This window comes from Streptomyces sp. NPDC048370 (assembly GCF_043200825.1).
GTDB lineage: Bacteria > Actinomycetota > Actinomycetes > Streptomycetales > Streptomycetaceae > Streptomyces.
Genome location: NZ_JBICYI010000002.1, coordinates 668,250 through 684,563, shown reverse-complemented (window position 1 = coordinate 684,563; position 16,314 = coordinate 668,250). Strand labels below are relative to the sequence as shown.

At 71.6% G+C, this 16,314-nt stretch carries 13 protein-coding genes and 1 pseudogene; 6 read left to right on the top strand and 8 right to left on the bottom strand.

Translation table 11 applies throughout. The annotated features are described in order from the left end of the window. Window positions 1-8 precede the first annotated feature (8 nt). From ACGFYP_RS06740 to ACGFYP_RS06730, 3 genes are read right to left on the bottom strand one after another with little or no spacing between them, the layout of a single operon-like run. Window positions 9-326 (bottom strand): hypothetical protein, encoded by a 318-nt coding sequence (locus tag ACGFYP_RS06740; RefSeq protein ID WP_393487181.1) that lies wholly within the window; start codon window positions 324-326, stop codon window positions 9-11. Continuing rightward, window positions 323-751, bottom strand: a complete 429-nt coding sequence (locus ACGFYP_RS06735) for a hypothetical protein (protein ID WP_393487179.1) — start codon at window positions 749-751, stop codon at window positions 323-325. The genes ACGFYP_RS06740 and ACGFYP_RS06735 overlap by 4 nt, the downstream gene beginning before the upstream one ends. Continuing rightward, on the bottom strand, window positions 738-1,622 hold the full coding sequence (locus ACGFYP_RS06730; protein ID WP_393487176.1) for a hypothetical protein: 885 nt from the start codon (window positions 1,620-1,622) through the stop codon (window positions 738-740). Before ACGFYP_RS06730 ends, ACGFYP_RS06735 begins: the two co-directional genes overlap by 14 nt. Window positions 1,623-1,803: 181 nt before the next feature. On the opposite strand from ACGFYP_RS06730, the gene ACGFYP_RS06725 reads away from it, so the two are divergent. From ACGFYP_RS06725 to ACGFYP_RS06715, 3 genes and pseudogenes are all read left to right on the top strand, one after another. Further along, window positions 1,804-2,025, top strand: a complete 222-nt coding sequence (locus ACGFYP_RS06725) for a hypothetical protein (protein WP_361961504.1) — start codon at window positions 1,804-1,806, stop codon at window positions 2,023-2,025. 82 nt (window positions 2,026-2,107) lie between these two features. Then, window positions 2,108-2,467: an ArsR/SmtB family transcription factor gene (locus tag ACGFYP_RS06720; RefSeq protein ID WP_393487173.1), complete on the top strand. Its 360-nt coding sequence runs from the start codon at window positions 2,108-2,110 to the stop codon at window positions 2,465-2,467. A 101-nt stretch (window positions 2,468-2,568) separates the two neighbouring features. Next, window positions 2,569-3,777, top strand: a pseudogene (locus ACGFYP_RS06715) (MFS transporter); the annotation flags it as partial. Window positions 3,778-3,875: 98 nt separating this feature from the next. Here the strand turns inward: ACGFYP_RS06715 and ACGFYP_RS06710 are convergent. The 5 genes from ACGFYP_RS06710 to ACGFYP_RS06690 form a co-directional block, all read right to left on the bottom strand. Continuing rightward, entirely contained in the window at window positions 3,876-6,926 is a 3,051-nt protein-coding gene (locus ACGFYP_RS06710) for an alpha-mannosidase (RefSeq protein WP_393487170.1), read from the bottom strand. A gap of 34 nt (window positions 6,927-6,960) precedes the next feature. After that, a complete protein-coding gene (locus tag ACGFYP_RS06705) occupies window positions 6,961-8,238 on the bottom strand; it encodes a glycosyl hydrolase (protein ID WP_393487168.1) in 1,278 nt (425 codons plus the stop codon). A 26-nt stretch (window positions 8,239-8,264) separates the two neighbouring features. Then, window positions 8,265-9,119 carry a carbohydrate ABC transporter permease gene (locus ACGFYP_RS06700; protein ID WP_393487165.1) on the bottom strand — a complete coding sequence of 285 codons (855 nt, stop codon included), beginning with the start codon at window positions 9,117-9,119 and terminating at the stop codon, window positions 8,265-8,267. A gap of 2 nt (window positions 9,120-9,121) precedes the next feature. Beyond that, window positions 9,122-9,994 (bottom strand): sugar ABC transporter permease, encoded by an 873-nt coding sequence (locus ACGFYP_RS06695; RefSeq protein WP_361961513.1) that lies wholly within the window; start codon window positions 9,992-9,994, stop codon window positions 9,122-9,124. Window positions 9,995-10,095: 101 nt separating this feature from the next. Continuing rightward, the gene (locus ACGFYP_RS06690; protein ID WP_393487160.1) at window positions 10,096-11,382 is read right to left on the bottom strand and encodes an ABC transporter substrate-binding protein; all 1,287 of its coding nucleotides are present in this window, start codon (window positions 11,380-11,382) and stop codon (window positions 10,096-10,098) included. 215 nt (window positions 11,383-11,597) lie between these two features. On the opposite strand from ACGFYP_RS06690, the gene ACGFYP_RS06685 reads away from it, so the two are divergent. From ACGFYP_RS06685 to ACGFYP_RS06675, 3 genes are all read left to right on the top strand, one after another. After that, on the top strand, window positions 11,598-12,632 hold the full coding sequence (locus ACGFYP_RS06685; RefSeq protein WP_393487156.1) for a LacI family DNA-binding transcriptional regulator: 1,035 nt from the start codon (window positions 11,598-11,600) through the stop codon (window positions 12,630-12,632). 160 nt (window positions 12,633-12,792) lie between these two features. Further along, the gene (locus ACGFYP_RS06680) at window positions 12,793-15,231 is read left to right on the top strand and encodes a discoidin domain-containing protein (protein ID WP_393487153.1); all 2,439 of its coding nucleotides are present in this window, start codon (window positions 12,793-12,795) and stop codon (window positions 15,229-15,231) included. 215 nt (window positions 15,232-15,446) lie between these two features. Further along, window positions 15,447-16,235: a TIGR01458 family HAD-type hydrolase gene (locus ACGFYP_RS06675; RefSeq protein WP_393487149.1), complete on the top strand. Its 789-nt coding sequence runs from the start codon at window positions 15,447-15,449 to the stop codon at window positions 16,233-16,235. Window positions 16,236-16,314: the final 79 nt, after the last annotated feature.

The window sequence follows — 16,314 nt, the reverse complement described above, 5'->3', positions numbered from 1 at the left end:
CGGACCGTTCAGGGTGTCAGCAACCCCCACAGGAGCGTGACGCCGGCACCCCCGATCACTGCGCCGATCGCCATCGCGATCAGGCCGAAGCGCACGTTCTCCGGCTGGTAGGCGCCCAGCACGCTGAAGCACAGCCGCGCCCCGTACGACAGCCCGATCAGGCCGACGCCGGTGATCGCGAAGCCGGCGAGGATCGCGTCCCATTGCGTCTCGAAGAGACGCTGGTACGGGCCGGGTCGACGGGTGGCCAGGGCGTACAACGCGACGGTGAGGACCGTTGCCGGTAACGCCACCGCGGTGAGGGCGAGACTCGCCAGCCGCTTCATCGGAACGATCCTCCTTCGATGGGGAATCGGGACAGCCGTCCGCGTACCGACTTGATCAGCGCGGGGTCCCATTGCGCCTGGTCGGCGAGGTGGGAGAACACCTCGCGCAGGCGGTTGACGTTGTAGAGCATGGCGCTCTCCGCGGCGGCGATCCGCAGGAGGCTCGGACGGATGAATCCGATCCAGCTGACGGCGACGACCCCGAGGGCCGCCGCCGCGACGATCAGCGGTACGAGCGTCCCCGCGTCGCCGCCGCCCGACCCCGCCAGCGCCAGTCCGAGGGCGAGCCCGGCCACGAGCCCCGACACCGCGCGCGTCAGGCGGGCCGCCCGCAGTGTGGCCCGCTGGGTGTGCACGATCGCGAGCTGCCTCTCCGCCAGGTCCAGGCTGTGCAGGAAGGCGTCCGTACGGTCACGCTTCCCCATCGGACCCGCCTCCCTCCGACGCGATGAACCGCTGCAGCTCGTGGCTGAAGTGGCCGCGGAGCCCACCGATCTGCGAGTCGTCGAGGAGCGAGTTCCGGTTCTGGAGCCCCGGCAGGAACCTGTGGCGGATCACCCGTGAGGCCATCGGCAGCACGCCGAGCCGCAGCGAGGTCTCGCTCCGCAGATCGCGCAGGGAGGCCGAGAACCGCGAGTCCGCGGGCGCGGCGCCCGGGATGTAGTAGTCGCGGGCCGCGTCGAGCCGGTCCCAGAAGAGGTCCGCCTTCGAGACCACGACGATCATCCACCGGAGCCGTTTGGCGAGCTCTCCGTCGATGATCGCGTCGGCGAGGACGCGGAAGTCCGCGGCCTCCTTCGCCAGGTGCCAGTCCCGTACCGCCTCCTCGTCCACCGTGCCCCCGCCGATCTCCAGCTCTTCGCGGACATCGCGCTCGGCGCTGCGCTTCCAGATCCGGTTGTGTCCCCAGCAGGTCACATGGATGATCCCGTGCGGAGAGGCGTTGCCCCGCATGGTGTCGGTGAGGGCCTGTTCACGTTCCGTCGACAGCTGCCCCGGGATCACCGTCACGGCCGTCTGCGTGCGGCGGCCGGACGAGCGGAGGACCGCCTTGTGCTTCTCGATGTCAGGGCTCCGTTCGCTGTCGCGGTCCCCCGACCGGATCGCCTGCAGCAGCGCGTCGCAGAGCACCGTCTTGCCGGTCCCCGCCTCACCGGTGATCGACACGGGGTTCCCTGACAGCTTGGGGCCGCCCCGGCTGACCGCTCCGGCCGCCGCGGGCGGCGGACTGCCGTCGTCGACGGACTCCCGGATGCGCTCCCACAAGGACCGGACCTCGTCCCACTGATCGGGCATGTGCGAGCCCTTCCCCCGGCGCGGATCTCGACGCCGACGATCGTACCGATCAACTCCCTCTTCCCACAGGTATGTTGGCGTAACGGCCGCCCGGATCGGCCGCCGCGACCGGTCGGCCGGGTCATCCCGGGGGCGTGCGTGTCTGTGCCCCTGCCCTTACGGGGGGCATACTGACAGGACGATGACGAACCGATCCGCGCCCCGGCGCCACCTGTCCACCAGCCCCTTCGCGGCTCCCACCGATCCCGTGATCAAGGAGTTCGCCGTCGGTGACCGCGTCTCCCACGATCGTCACGGCCTCGGGAAGATCATCGGCCAGGAGCCGACGGGAGCGCTGCTCGTCGACTTCGGAGCCACCCAGGTCCGAGTCCTCAGCCCCTTCAAAGGCATGCACAAGCTCTGACGGCCCCCGACAGCCTCACGGAGGACCGCCCCGCCGCCCCGCGCGCCGGGGCGGCTTTCGTCTCCGTGCCTACGATGGCCCCATGTCGGAACGCGAACCGTCCTCACCTGCGAGCATCGTGCACCAGCGCACGCCGGGCGCCCGCGAGCTCGCGGCGGCGGCGGGAGTCTTCGCGCTCCTCGCGGACCCGACCAGGCTGCACCTGGTCTGGCTGCTCTCGCGCGGCGAGTCCGACGTCGGCGCCCTCGCGGAGGCCTGCGGCGCGGCCCGGCCGGCCGTGAGCCAGCACCTGGCGAAGCTGCGGCTCAGCGGGCTCGTCCAGCACCGCAAGGACGGCCGCCGCGTCGTCTACACGCTGCCCGACGGTCATATGCGGCGCCTCGTGGTCGAGGCGATCAGCCACGCCGACCACCAGGTGACCGGAGAGCCCTGGCACGACTGAACCGTCCCTCGCTCGAACCGTCCCTCGCTCTGACATGTGCGCAACCATGCACATGTTCGCTACGGTGGTCACGACCCCCGGAGCCGAACGAGGGCGGGCCCATGCTGTCCGTGCTGCGCCACCGCACCTACCGCCGCCTCTTCACCGCGCAGGTCGTCGCCCTGGCCGGCACCGGGCTCGCGACCGTCGCCCTCGGCCTCCTCGCGTACGACCTCGCGGGCGCCGACGCCACCGCCGTCCTCGGGACCGCGCTCGCGATCAAGATGGTCGCCTACGTCTCCATCGCGCCCCTGATCGGCGCCCTCGCCGACCGGATACCCCGGCGTGCGCTCCTCGTCGCCATGGACCTCACCCGTGCCACGGCCGCCCTCGCCCTGCCCTGCGTCACCGAGGTCTGGCAGGTCTACGTCCTGATCCTGCTGCTCCAGGCCGCCTCCGCCGCCTTCACCCCGACCTTCCAGGCGACCGTCCCCGACGTCCTGCCCGACGAGCGCGACTACACCCGTGCCCTCGCGCTCTCCCGCCTCGCCTACGACCTGGAGAACCTGTTCAGCCCGGCGCTCGCGGCCGCCCTGCTCACCCTCGTCCCGTCCGGCCTGCTCTTCACCGGCACCGCCGTCGGCTTCCTCGCCTCCGCCGCCCTCGTCGCGTCCGTCCTCCTGCCCGCCCCCGCCCCCACCGAGCGGGCGGGCGGGGTGTACGCCAAGGCGGCCCTCGGGATCCGGCTCGTCCTCGCGACCCCGCGCCTGCGCGCCCTCCTGGCGCTCGACCTGGTCGTCGCCGCCGGTGGCGCGATGGTCCTCGTCACCACCGTCGTCCTGGTCCGCGAGGTCCTCGGCCGCCCGGTCGGCGACGTGACGCTCGCCCTCGGCGCGTACGGAGCGGGCTCCATGGCCGTCGCGCTGCTGCTGCCCCGCGTCCTCGAACGGGTCGGCGACCGCACCCTGATGCTGCCCGCCGCCTTCGTCACGGCCGGAGTCCTGCTCCTCCTGCCCGCGGGCACGGCGGCCGTCCACGGCCCCTGGGCCTGGCCCGCCCTCCTCACCGCCTGGCTGCTGCTCGGCGCCGCCTCCTCGGCCGTCCTGACGCCCGGCGGACGGCTGCTGCGGCGTTCGGCGGGCAGCGCGGACCTGCCCGCCGTCTTCGCCGCCCGGTTCTCCCTCGCCCACGGCTGCTGGCTGCTGACCTACCCCCTCGCGGGGTGGACGGCCGCGCGCGCCGGCCTCGTGGTCGCCGCGGGCGCGCTCGGCCTCCTCGCCCTCGGCGCGGCCTTCGCCGCCCTACGGCTCTGGCCGCGCGAGGACCCGGACGAACTGGAACACCGCCACCCCGAGCTGGCCACCGACCATCCGCACCTGTCCGGCGCGGACGGCCGGTGCCACAGCCACGACTTCCGCATCGACGCCCTTCACCCGCGCTGGCCGGCCCCCGCGAAGCGCAGCGTGACCAGCTCGAAGGGGCGCAGGGACAGCTCAGCGCCCCCGTCCTCCCCGCGCACCGCCCCCGGCGGCACGTCGGCGAGCGGACGCTCCAGGAGGTCGCACACGGTCACCCCGTCCCAGCCGAAGTCGGTGGTCAGGCGGGTCCGGGCCCGCCCGCCCCGGGACTCGTAGAGCCGGACGACCACGTCGCCGCTGCGGTCGTCGGCCAGCTTCACCGCGCTGACCACGACGGCCTCCTCGTCCACGGAGACCAGCGGCACGACCTCCGCGTCCCCCGGCACCACGCGCTCCGGAAGGTTGATCCGATAGCCCTCGCGCACCGCGTCCCCGATCGAGGCGCCCGGCACCAGGGCGTGGTGGAACCGGTGCACGCCCTGGTCGGTGTGCGGGTCGGGGAAGCGCGGGGCGCGCAGCAGGGACATCCGTACGGTCGTTGTGGTGCCGCCGTCCTCGGGCCGTACGGTACGGGTCACGTCGTGCCCGTACGTCGACGCCGTCACCAGGGCGACGCCCCAGCCGGGCTCCTCGACGTGCACGAACCGGTGGTTGCACGCCTCGAACTTGGCCGCCTCCCAACTGGTGTTGGTGTGCGTGGGCCGGAAGAGATGGCCGAACTGGGTCTCCGAGGCGTACCGGTCGGTGTGGACGTCGAGCGGGAACGCCGTCTTGAGGAACTTCTCCGTCTCGTGCCAGTCGACCTCCGTGTCCAGGTCGAGCCGCTTCGCCCCGGCCGCGAGCCTCAGCGTCTGGACCGCCCGCGAGGCGCCGAACGTCCTCGTCACGCGTACGGACACGGCCCGCGGGCCCTCCTCGGCGAGCACCACCTCGTCCGCCTCGGTCAGGTCCGTGACGGTGTTCCGGTAGAACTGGTCGACGTCCCAGGCGTCCCACATGTTCGGGAAGTCGGGGTGGATCTGCAGCAGGTTGGCCGCCGCGCCCGGCGCGAGTGTCTCCCGGCCCGAGGCGAGGTCGAGCACCGACACCACCAGGCCACGCCCGTCCACCGTCACCCGCAGCAGCCCGTTGTCGAGCACGAATCCGCCGTCCGGCCGCGCCTGTGCCGTGGAGTCGCCGGCCGTCGCGGCGAGCCTCGCCCCGCCCGCGGGGACGCCCGCGCGCTCGTGCGGGGCCGCGTTGAAGACCATCGCGCCGCCCGCCGTCGGATCGCCCGCGAGGACCCGTTGGGCGCGGCCGATGATGCCGTTCAGCTCCTCGGCCACCGCCGCGTACGTCCGCTCCGCCTCGCGGTGCACCCACGCGATCGAGGAGCCGGGCAGGATGTCGTGGAACTGGTGCAGCAGCACCGTCTTCCAGATCCGGTCCAACTCCTCGTACGGATACGGCACTCCGGCCCGAACCGAGGCCGTCGCCGCCCAGAGCTCCGCCTCCCGCAGCAGGTTCTCGCTCGCCCGGTTGCCCTGCTTGGTCCGCGCCTGACTCGTCAGCGTCGCCCTGTGCAGCTCCAGATACAACTCGCCCACCCAGACCGGCGCGTGCGGATACTCGGCCTCCGCCTTCGCGAAGAACTCCGCGGGACGCTCCCAGCGCACCCGCGCCGAGCCCTCCAGGTCCCGCAGCCGGGCCGCCTTCGCGACCATCTCACGGGTGGTGCCGCCACCGCCGTCGCCCCAGCCGGTCGGCGCGATCGAGTGCCGGGCCCGCCCCTTGTCCTTGAAGTTGCGGACCGCGTGCGCGATCTCCTTGCCCTTCATCGAGCAGTTGTACGTGTCGATCGGCGGGAAGTGCGTGAAGATCCGGGTCCCGTCGATGCCCTCCCACCAGAAGGTGTGGTGCGGGAAGGAGTTGACCTGGCTCCACGAGATCTTCTGCGTGAGCAGCCACTTCGACCCGGCCGCCTTGATGATCTGAGGCAGACCGCCCGCGAAGCCGAAGGTGTCCGGCAGCCACGCCTCCTCGTTCTCGACGCCGAACTCCTCCAGGAAGAACCGCTTGCCGTGCACGAACTGACGGGCCATCGCCTCCGAGGACGGCATGTTGGTGTCCGACTCCACCCACATGCCCCCGGCCGGCACGAACCGGCCTTCCGAGACCGCCTTCTTGACCCGCGCGTACACCTCGGGACGGTGCTCCTTGATCCACGCGTACTGCTGGGCCTGCGACATCGTGTAGACGAAGTCCGGCTCGTCCTCCAGGAGCGCCGTCATGTTCGCCGTCGTCCGCGCCACCTTGCGGACCGTCTCGCGCAGCGGCCACAGCCAGGCCGAGTCGATGTGGGCGTGGCCGACGGCGCTGATCCGGTGCGCCGACGGCTCGGCGGGCGAGGACAACACCTCCACCAGGCGTGAACGGGCCGCCTCGGCGGTCCCGTTCACGTCCTGGAGGTCGATCGCGTCCAGCGCGCTCTCCACGGCCCGCAGGATCTCCCAGCGGCGGGCGCCCTCCACCGGCAGCTCCGCCATCAGCTCCCCCAGCACCTCCAGGTCGATCACCAGCTGCCAGACGGTCTCGTCGAAGACCGCCAGGTCCATCCGCGCGAGCCGGTACTGCGGGGTGCCGCCCGCCGTCTCCTTCTCGCCGAGCTCGGTCGGCAGGAAGGGGTGGTAGTCCAGGATCACCGGATTGGACGCGGCCTCCACGTGCAGCAGCACCTCCTCGCCGCCGGCCGCCCGGTCCGCGACCCGGACCCACTGGTTGCGCGGGTTGAGCCCCTTCACCGGCGAGCCGTCGGGCCGGTAGACCAGGCCCTCGCACTGGAATCCGGGCATGTTCGCGTCGAACCCGAGGTCGATCAGCGCCTCCACCGTCCGGCCCGCCCAGGCCTCCGGCACCGCCCCGGAGACGGTGAGCCAGCTCGTTCCCCAGGGCGCGCCCCAGGCGTCGCCCGCCGCGATCGGGGTGCGGGGCGCGGCGATCCCCTCGGCCACCGGCACCGGTTCGTCCGGCGCGGTCCAGATCCCGACCTCCAGGGGCACCGACTCCGGATGGATCGCCGGGCGGATGCGCTCCTCCAGGACGCGCTTGAGACGGGACTCGATCAGGGTGCGGTCGTCATGCATGCCAGTCGCTCCATCACGTAAGAGAGGGTGGTCGTCAGGGCCTGTCGACGTCGTCGACGGTGACCGTCTCGGTGATCCCGCGTGCGGTGAGATGATCGCGGTCCGCCGCGCGTGACGCCAGTACGACCGTCGGCCGCGCGCCGTCCGCGGCCAGCCGCATGAACGCCTCGAAGAACGCCCCGCCCGGCGCGCAGGTCGAGCGCTTCGGCGCCTCGTCCGGCAGGTCGAGGACGAGGGCCGTGGTCCGTGGACGCGGCCGGTGGTGGGTCCGGGCCCGGACCTCCGCGACGGCGTCGGCGAGTGCGCGTCCGGCCGGTTTCACCTCACGCGAGCTGGTCAACAGGCCGAGGCTGTACTCCAGTTCGGGGAAGTCGGCGAGCGAACGGTCGACGTCGTGGGAGCACCACCAGGTGATGCCCCAGAGGTCCGGGCAGTCGAGCGCCGCCGCCACCGTCGTACGGGTGAAGGCGGCGGCCCGGTCGGGCGCGATGTGCGGGGCGGGCGCCCCCACCTCCTGCAGCCACACCGGGCGCGCCGGGTCCTCGGCCCAGGCCTTCGACAGCTCGATCAGATACGCGGCGTGCTGACCGGTCGCCACCGAGTCGGCGCCGTGGCGCTGGGCCGTGCCGTTGAAGACCCAGGAGTGGACGGCCGTCGCCGCGCCGATCCGGGCCGAGTGGGCGGGCGTGAAGGGATGGTCGTCCAGGTACCAGGCGGCGTCGTACTCCGCGTGCAGATGCAGCCGTCCTGGCGCCGCCCGCTCGCACTCCCCGAGCATGCGCCGCAGCCAGCTCTCCGCCTCGTCCGGGGTGATCCGGTCCGGATCGGGGTGCGGGTCGCCCGAGAACTGGTTGATCTCGTTGCCGAGCGTCATGCCCAGGAAGTTCGGCCGGTCCGCGAGGGCCGAGGCGAGGGTGCGCAGGTACGCGGCCTGGCCGTCGAGGACCTCGGGGTCGGTGAACAGGTTCCGCCGGTGCCAGGTGAGCGTCCACGAGGGTCGGAAGTCGAAGCTGGACAGATGCCCCTGCAAGCCGTCGACGCCCACGTCGAGGCCCCGTTCGGCCGCCGCGTCGACCAGCGAGACCAGCTGCTCGACCGCACGCGGGCGGATCAGGGCGCGGTTCGGCTGGAAGACGGGCCACAGCGGGAAGACCCGGACGTGGTCGAGGCCGAGGGCGGCGATCGAGTCCAGGTCGGCACGGACCGGGTCGAGGTCGAAGTCGAGCCAGTGGTGGAACCAGCCCTGGCTCGGGGTGTAGTTGACGCCGAAGCGAGGGGCGTCGCGCGGAGCGGGCATGAGCGGACGGGGCATGCTCGGCATGGGGTCCTTTCCACAGGTCATCCCTTGATGGCGCCTTCCTCGACGCCCTTGAAGAAGAACCGCTGGAGCGCGGCGAAGACGGCCACGATCGGCAGGAAGGCGATCATGGTCCCGGCGGCGATCAGCCGGGGATTGGCGGTGAACGTGCCGTCGAGGTACTGCAGCCCCACGGTGAGGGTGTACCGCTCGGGGTCGTTGAGCACGATCAGCGGCCACAGGAAGTCGTCCCACGCGCCGATGAAGGTGAAGATCACCACGACGCTCAGCATGCCCCGGACGTTCGGCAGCCCCACATGGACCAGGCGCTGCCACACGTTCGCCCCGTCGACCAGGGCGGCGGCGTCGAGCTCGGGCGGGACGGCCTGGAAGGCCGTGTACATCAGCAGGACGTTCAGCATCGCGATCGCCCCGGGCAGCGCCACCCCGAGCAGCGTGTCCGTCAGGCCCATGCTGCGTACCGTCACGTACTGGGAGACGATCGTGACCTCACCGGGCAGCACCAGCGTGGCCAGGAACAGGCCGAGGACGAGCCGCGCGCCCCGGAACCGCAGCCGGGAGAGCGCGAAGCCGGCCAGGGTGGCCCCGACGACGTTCCCGAGGACCGCGATCCCCGCCACCGTCAGCGAGTTGACGGCGTACGTCCACACCGGGATGGTGTCGGCGACCTGCGCGTAGTTGGAGAACGTCGGATCGCTCGGCAGGAAGTCGGGCGTACGGGAGTACACATCCTCGCCCGGGCCCTTGAGCGAGGTGGACAGCTGCCACAGGAAGGGCCCGATCGTGAGCAGCAGGACCAGCGCGAGCAGCGCGTAGCGGACCGCCTGCGCGGCCGGGCCGGGTGTGCCGAAACCCCGGGACGCTCGTACGTGCATGGTCAGGACGCCTTCCGGTTCAGCCGGGCGAGGAGCAGCATCGGGCCGACGGTGATCACGAAGAGCAGCAGGCTCAGGGCGGAGGCGTAGCCGATGTGCCCGCTGAAGCCGCGGCTGTACATCTGGATGAGCATGACCACCGACATGTCCCGGCCGCCCGGTCCGCCGGTGCCGTGGGAGAGGACGTACAGCTCGGAGAAGACGCGCAGCGCGGAGACCGAGATGAGGACGGAGACCAGCATCATCGTGGTCCGCACGCCGGGCAGGGTGACGTGCCAGAAGCGGCGCACGGCGGACGCCCCGTCCACGGCGGCGGCCTCGTGCAGCTCCCGGCCGACGTTCCCGAGCGCGGAGAGGTAGATGACCATGTAGTACCCGAGGCCCTTCCACACGGTCAGGGCGATGGCGCTGAAGAGCAGCAGCCAGCGGTCGGTGAGGAAGTCCACCGGCCGGTCCGCGAGGCCGAGCCGGCCGAGCATTCCGTTGAGGAGCCCGCGGTCGTCCAGGAGCCAGCCCCAGATCAGGGCGACGACGACGGCGGAGGCGACCACCGGGGTGTAGAAGGCGGTACGGAAGAAGGTGATGCCGGGCAGCTTCTTCTCCACGAGCAGCGCGAGCAGCAGCGGCAACAGGGTCAGCAGGGGCAGACAGATCAGCAGATAGACGATGCTGTTGATCAGGGCGTCGATCAACTGCTCGTCGTTCAGGGCGCGTTCGTAGTTGGCGAGGCCGGTGAAGCGGCCGCCCCCCAACGGCTTGGCGTTGGTGAACGACAGGATCACCGTGTTCACGGCGGGCCACACGTTGAAGACGAGGAGCCAGACGACGGCCGGCCCCGCGAGCAGCCACGGGGTGAACCAGCGCCGGTGGGTCATGGGGTGCCTTCCGGGTGGGGGAGCGGCGCCGGGGGAAGTCGGCGCCGCTCGTGGTCCGGTGGTGGGTGCGGTGGTCGGTGCGGCGGTAGGTCGTCCCGTCGTCAGTCCTTCAGCAGCTGGTTGGCGCGGTCGACCGCGGTGTCCAGAGCCTCCTTCGAACCGGCCTGGCCGTTCAGGGCGAGGGCGATCTGCTGGTTGATCACCGTCTTGACCGCGTCGTTGGCCTGGACCGGCTCCAGCATCGTGGCCTTCGCCAGCGAGCCGAACGCGGTGACCTTGGCGTCCCCGGAGTTCGTCCCGTCGCTCTTGCTGAAGAAGGGGTCCGATGCGGAGGCCTTGGTGGAGGGGAAGATGCTGGTGAGGTGGGCGAAGGCGGCCTGGTTCTCGGCGTTGGTGACCCAGCGGGCCAGGGCGAGCGCGGTGGCCCGGTTCTTGGTCGCCTTGGCGACCGACAGGCCCTGGACGTACAGCGGCGGGGTGCCCATCGCGGGGGAGGAGACGACCTGGGGCGCGAGGGTCGGGTTGTCGGTGGCCAGCGAGGTGATGTAGTTGCCGCCCGCCGTGGTCCAGGCGGCGGTGCCGGAGGAGAAGAGCTTGGTGTTGCCCGCGTACGTCTCCGTCAGTACGTCCTTGGGTAGCAGGCCCTCCTTGAACGCGGCGCGGTAGGTGTCCAGGAGGGCGGCGGCCTCGGGGGTGTTGAAGGTGAAGGTCTTCCCGTCGTCGGACATCAGCTGCACGCCGGCGTTGGCGAAGTCCATGAGCCCCGGCTTGCGGCTCATCAGATGGACCGAGCCCTTCGACTTCTCCTTGACGGTCCTGGCCGCCGCGATCAGCTCGTCCAGGGTGGCCGGCGGCTTCTTCGGGTCCAGGCCGTACCGCGTGAGCAGCGTGGAGTTCCAGTAGTTGACGTCGGTGTTGAGGTACCAGGGATAGCCGTACGTACCCTCGTGACCGGCGAAGCGGTACGCGGCGGTGCCGCCCTCGACGTAGTCGGCGGTCAGCTTCGGGTCGGCGCCCGCCACGTCGAGCAGCATGTTCTGCTTTACCAGCGGCAGTGCGAAGTCCGGCGGCAGATTGACGACATCGGGCAGCGTGCCGCCGGCCGCCTGGCTGAGCACCTTCTCGGAGTAGCCGTCGCCCGGCTGGTCGAGCCACTCCACCTCGACGCCCGGGTGCTTCTTCTCGAAGGCGTCGATCACGCCTTCCATGTACGCGGTGAACTTCGGCTTCAGGGCCCAGGTCTGGAGCGAGACCTTGCCCGTGACCTCGCCCCCGCCGCCCCCGCCGGCGTCGTCCGATCCGCTCGGGTCGCCGAGGCCGCAGCCGGCGAGGGTCACCGCGGCGACGGCGGCCACGGCCAGCCGTATCCAGTGGCTGCTTGTGCGCATATGAGAGGTCTCCCGGTCTGTTCTGGCGGACGAGGCAGCTTTACTAAACCGGTCTAGCGATGGGGGACTATGCTCCCGCTACACTCCGCTGTCAAGACGCTGCGCACGGAGTGGTCGAGTCGGTGCGCACGGAGCCGGACAAGAGAGCCGTACAAGACAGTGCGCGCGGACCGAACAGTGCGGACCCGTACCGCGCGAGACCGAAGGGGCACCGCGTGGCCAGACCGACGATCGCCGACATCGCCCGCCGGGCCGGGGTCTCCAAGGGCGCCGTGTCCTTCGCGCTCAACGGCCGCCCGGGCGTGAGCGACACCACCCGCGCCCGCATCCTGCGGGTCGCGGAGGAGATGAACTGGCGCCCGCACAGCGCGGCGCGCGCCCTCGGCGGAGCCCGGGCGGGAGCCGTCGGCCTGGTCCTCGCCCGCCCCGCGCGGACCATCGGCCTCGAACCCTTCTTCAGTCAACTCCTCAGCGGACTGCAGGCCGGACTCTCCACCCGCGGCACGGCCCTCAACCTCCTGGTCGTCGAGGACACGGCGGCCGAGATCGAGGTCTACCGGCGCTGGACCTCCGAGCACCGCGTCGACGGCTTCGTCCTGGTCGACCTCCAGGTCCGCGACCCGCGGATCCCGGTACTCGAAGAGCTCGGCGTGCCCACCACCGTCCTCGGCGGTCCTGGCCGGCACGGCAGCCTGCCGAGTGTCTGGGCGGACGACCGCGAGGCCATGGTGTCGATCGTCGACTACCTCGCCGCCCTCGGCCACCGCCGCATCGCGCACCTGGCCGGACTCCCCGCCTTCCAGCACACCCAGCGCCGCATCAGGGCCGTACGGGACAGCGCCCGGCGCCTCGGCCTCACCGAGGCGGTCTCGCTGCCGACCGACTTCAGCGACGCCGAGGGCGCCGCCGCAACCCGGGCCCTGCTCGCCCGCTCGCAGCGGCCGACGGCGATCATCTACGACAGCGACGTCATGGCCGTGGCCGGTCTCGGCGTCGCCACCGAGATGGGCGTGGCCGTCCCCGGCGAACTCTCCATCGTCTCCTTCGACGACTCCGCCCTCGCCCGCATCGTCCACCCCTCCCTCACCGCGCTCTCCCGCGACACCTTCGCCCTCGGCGAGCAGGTCGCGCGGGAACTCCTCGCCGTCGTCGACGACCCGGCCTCCGCGCGGGACGTCAAGAACCCGACCCCCCGGCTCACGGTCCGCGAGTCCACCGCGCCACCGGCCCTTGACGTCACCGGCTCTTGACGTCACCGGCCCTTGACGTCACCGGCTCTTGACGCCACCGGCTCTTGACCCGTCCCACTAAAGCCGTTTAGCCTCCCCGCTCGAAGCACCGCACGCTCGTACCGCCGCACTTCCGTACGCCCAGCAACCCCCCACCCCTCCCGCTGGACCGGAGAATCGGATGAGACGACACGTCCCCCTGCTGACGGTCGCGGCGCTCATAGCCGCCCTGTTCGGCCTCGCACCCCTCACGCCCCTTGCGCCCGAGGCGCACGCCGCGCCCCAAGGGCCGGCCGCCGCCGGCGACCAGCCCTACGCCTCGTACTGGCACCCCAACACCATCCTCAACTGGGACCCGGCCACCGACCCCGACGCGCGGTTCAACCGCTCCCGCGTCCCGCTGCGGCCCCGCGTCTCCGACCCCGCGCTGAAGGCCAACGCCAACGCCCGCGCGGGCGAGGGGAAGATCGCCTCCCTGGTCTCCTTCGGCCCCACCTCGAACAACCCCTCGCAGGGCTCCACCAACCCGCACTACTACGCCTTCGGCCACTGGCAGTACATCGACAAGCTGGTCTTCTGGGGCGGCTCCGCGAGCGAGGGCCTGATCCTCGCCCCGAACGCGACCGTCATCGACGCCGCCCACCGCAACGGCGTCAAGGTCTACGGCACCGTCTTCTTCCCGCCCACCGCCTACGGCGGCCAGATCCAGTGGGTCCGCGACTTCGTCCAGAAGTCCGGCTCCACCTACCCCGTCGCCGACAAGCTCGCCCAAGTCGCCCAGCACTACGGCTTCGACGGCTGGTTCATCAACCAGGAGACGGCGGGCGGAGACGCCGCCCTCGCCACCGAGCTACGTAACGAGATGCGGTACGCCCGCTCCCTCGGCCCCGTCGAGTTCATGTGGTACGACGCCATGACCGAGTCCGGCGCGGTGAGTTGGCAGGACTCCCTCACCTCCGCCAACGACTCTTTCCTGCAGGAGGGTTCGCAGCGGACCTCCGACTCGATGTTCCTCGACTTCGGCTGGAGCGCCTCCGGGCTCAGCTCCTCCCGTACGCTCGCGCGGAGTCTCGGCCGCAGCGAGTACGAGCTGTACTCGGGCATCGACACCGAGGCGAACGGCTCCAACACCTCCGTGCCGTGGGCCTCGGTCTTCCCCGCAGGACAACCGCACGTCACCTCGCTCGGCATCTACCGCCCCGAATGGACCTTCACCTCGTCCTCCGGCCGGGCCGACTCCCATGCCCGCGAGGCCCGTTACTGGGACGGCGCCAACGGCGACCCGTCGAACACCACGACGACCTCGGCCTGGAAGGGCCTCGCCCACTACGTACCCGAGTCCTCGGCCGTCACCGCCAAACCGTTCGTCACCTCCTTCGGCGCGGGCCAGGGCGACTTCTTCCACTCCGGCGGCGTACGGGTCTCCTCCACCGGCTGGAACAACCTCTCCCTCCAGGACGTGCCGCCCACCTACCGCTGGATCGTCACCTCCACCGGCTCGAAGCTCACCCCGTCCATCGACTTCGCCGACGCCTACGAGGGCGGCTCCTCCCTGCGTCTGACGGGCACCCTCGACGCGGTGAACACCGTGCGGCTCTACCAGACGAAGCTGCCCGTCGCCGCCGACACCAAGCTTTCCGTGGTCCTGAAGACCCCGGCCGCGGGGCCCACCCGCCTGAAGGCGGCCGTCTCCTTCACCGACGCGCCGACCACCTTCACCACCCTCGACCTCGGCTCGACCACCACCGCCGGCTGGGAGCGCAAGACACTCGACCTCTCCGCCTTCGCCGGCCGGACCATCGCCCAGATCGGCCTGCAGGCCGCCGGCTCCGTCCCCTCGTACGACATCAGGGTGGGTCAGCTCGCGGTCTTCGACGGCGCCGTGGACTCCGCCGCCGCCCCGACCGGCGTCACCGTCCTCGGCACCACCGACGTGAGCACCGGCGCCAAGTCGCTGCGCCTGGCCTGGACGCCCTCCTCCTCGGGCTCCGTCCACCACTACGAGGTCTACCGGCGGAACGCCGACTCCACCCGTACCTTCCTCGGCGCCACCCCCAACGACGCCCTCTTCGTCCCCCGGCTCGACCGCGCCGGCACGGAGACGTCGACGACCCTCGACGTCGAGGCCGTCTCCACCGAGTACGGCCGCTCACCGGCCGCCACCACCACGGTCGGCTGGGCCCCCGGCGGCACCGAGTCCAACCTCGCCCTCGGCCGCCCCGCGACTGCCTCAGGCCAGTGCAACACCGCCGAGACCCCGGCCAAGGCGGTCAACGGCACCGTCTCCGGCGGCACCACCGACAAGTGGTGCACGACCAGCTCCGCGAAGTGGCTGGAGGTCGACCTCGGCGCGGTCCGCACGCTCGACCGCCTCACGGTGAAGCACGCGGCGGCGGGCGGCGAGAACGCGGCCTGGAACACCCGGGACTTCACCCTCCAGGTCCGCGCCTCCACCGCCGACCCCTGGACGACGGTCGCGACCGTCACCGGCAACGCGGCGGCCACGACCACGCACCCGGTGGGCCGAACGGTACGCCACGTACGCCTGGACATCACCCGGCCGACCCAGACCACCGACCCCGCCGCACGGATCTACGAGTTCGAGGCCTGGGGGTCTTGACGAGGGGGAAATAAGGAGGAAAATCCCTAATACGCCAGAAAACCAGAGCGAGCCGCACTCGACGGCGAAGACGTTCGCCGCCCCGCGTGACCCACTCGCTGGCTCTGGCCAGGCCCCCGGCAGATCCTCCCGGACTCCAGGCCTCTCGGTGACGGCCGAGACGTCCGAGTGCGGAGACGGACTACCGGGGACTGCATGTGTGGAGGCCCCTCCCCATGTCCCGTGTCCGAGCGGTACTGATCGACATCGACGGTGTCCTCACCGTCTCCTGGAAGCCGCTGCCCGGTGCGGTGGCGGCCATGGAGCGCCTGCGGGCCGACGCCCTTCCGTTCGCGCTGGTCACCAACACGACCTCGCGCACCCGCGCCTCCATCGCCGCCACCCTGGCCGCCGAGGGGTTCCCCGTCGGCGTCGACGACATCCTCACCGCGCCCGCCGCCACCGCGGCCCACCTGCGGGAGCACCACCCCGGCGCGCGCTGTCTGCTGATCAACACCGGAGACGTACGCGACGACCTCGTCGGCCTGACCCTCGCGGAAGAGGGTGAACGGCCCGACGTGGTCGTCCTCGGGGGTGCCGGTGACGCCTTCGACTACGCGGCCCTCAACCGGGCGTTCCGGCACGTGCGGGACGGTGCGCGGCTCGTGGCCATGCACCGCAATCTGTACTGGCGCACCGCCGACGGACTCGACCTCGACACCGGAGCCTTCGTCATCGGGCTCGAACGGGCCACCGGCGCCGAGGCGGAGATCACCGGCAAACCCTCCCCGGCCTTCTTCGAGGCCGCCCTCGGGCACCTCGGTGCCGACGCCGCCGACACGCTGATGGTGGGCGACGACATCGAGTCCGACGTCCTCGCCGCCCAGCGCTGCGGGATCACCGGCGCCCTGGTGAAGACCGGCAAGTACCTGCCCGAGACCCACCGAGCGGCCTCCGGCACCCCCGACCACGTCCTCGACTCCTTCGCCGACGTGCCCGCGCTCGTCCGAACGAGCGGCGGCTGATCGTTTCCGCATGTCAGGGCGGTGTGGGGGTGATCGTTCCGGGGGAGGGCGGGGGAGGCCGGAAGTCACTCCGGCCGCC

Bases quoted from the DNA above. Each gene is read 5' to 3' on its own strand.
- ACGFYP_RS06740 (WP_393487181.1), bottom strand. From the start codon at position 326: ATGAAGCGGCTGGCGAGTCTCGCCCTCACCGCGGTGGCGTTACCGGCA.
- ACGFYP_RS06675 (WP_393487149.1), top strand. From the start codon at position 15,447: ATGTCCCGTGTCCGAGCGGTACTGATCGACATCGACGGTGTCCTCACC.
- ACGFYP_RS06690 (WP_393487160.1), bottom strand. From the start codon at position 11,382: ATGCGCACAAGCAGCCACTGGATACGGCTGGCCGTGGCCGCCGTCGCC.
- ACGFYP_RS06730 (WP_393487176.1), bottom strand. From the start codon at position 1,622: ATGCCCGATCAGTGGGACGAGGTCCGGTCCTTGTGGGAGCGCATCCGG.
- ACGFYP_RS06725 (WP_361961504.1), top strand. From the start codon at position 1,804: ATGACGAACCGATCCGCGCCCCGGCGCCACCTGTCCACCAGCCCCTTC.
- ACGFYP_RS06710 (WP_393487170.1), bottom strand. From the start codon at position 6,926: ATGCATGACGACCGCACCCTGATCGAGTCCCGTCTCAAGCGCGTCCTG.
- ACGFYP_RS06695 (WP_361961513.1), bottom strand. From the start codon at position 9,994: ATGACCCACCGGCGCTGGTTCACCCCGTGGCTGCTCGCGGGGCCGGCC.
- ACGFYP_RS06680 (WP_393487153.1), top strand. From the start codon at position 12,793: ATGAGACGACACGTCCCCCTGCTGACGGTCGCGGCGCTCATAGCCGCC.
- ACGFYP_RS06735 (WP_393487179.1), bottom strand. From the start codon at position 751: ATGGGGAAGCGTGACCGTACGGACGCCTTCCTGCACAGCCTGGACCTG.
- ACGFYP_RS06700 (WP_393487165.1), bottom strand. From the start codon at position 9,119: ATGCACGTACGAGCGTCCCGGGGTTTCGGCACACCCGGCCCGGCCGCG.
- ACGFYP_RS06705 (WP_393487168.1), bottom strand. From the start codon at position 8,238: ATGCCCCGTCCGCTCATGCCCGCTCCGCGCGACGCCCCTCGCTTCGGC.
- ACGFYP_RS06720 (WP_393487173.1), top strand. From the start codon at position 2,108: ATGTCGGAACGCGAACCGTCCTCACCTGCGAGCATCGTGCACCAGCGC.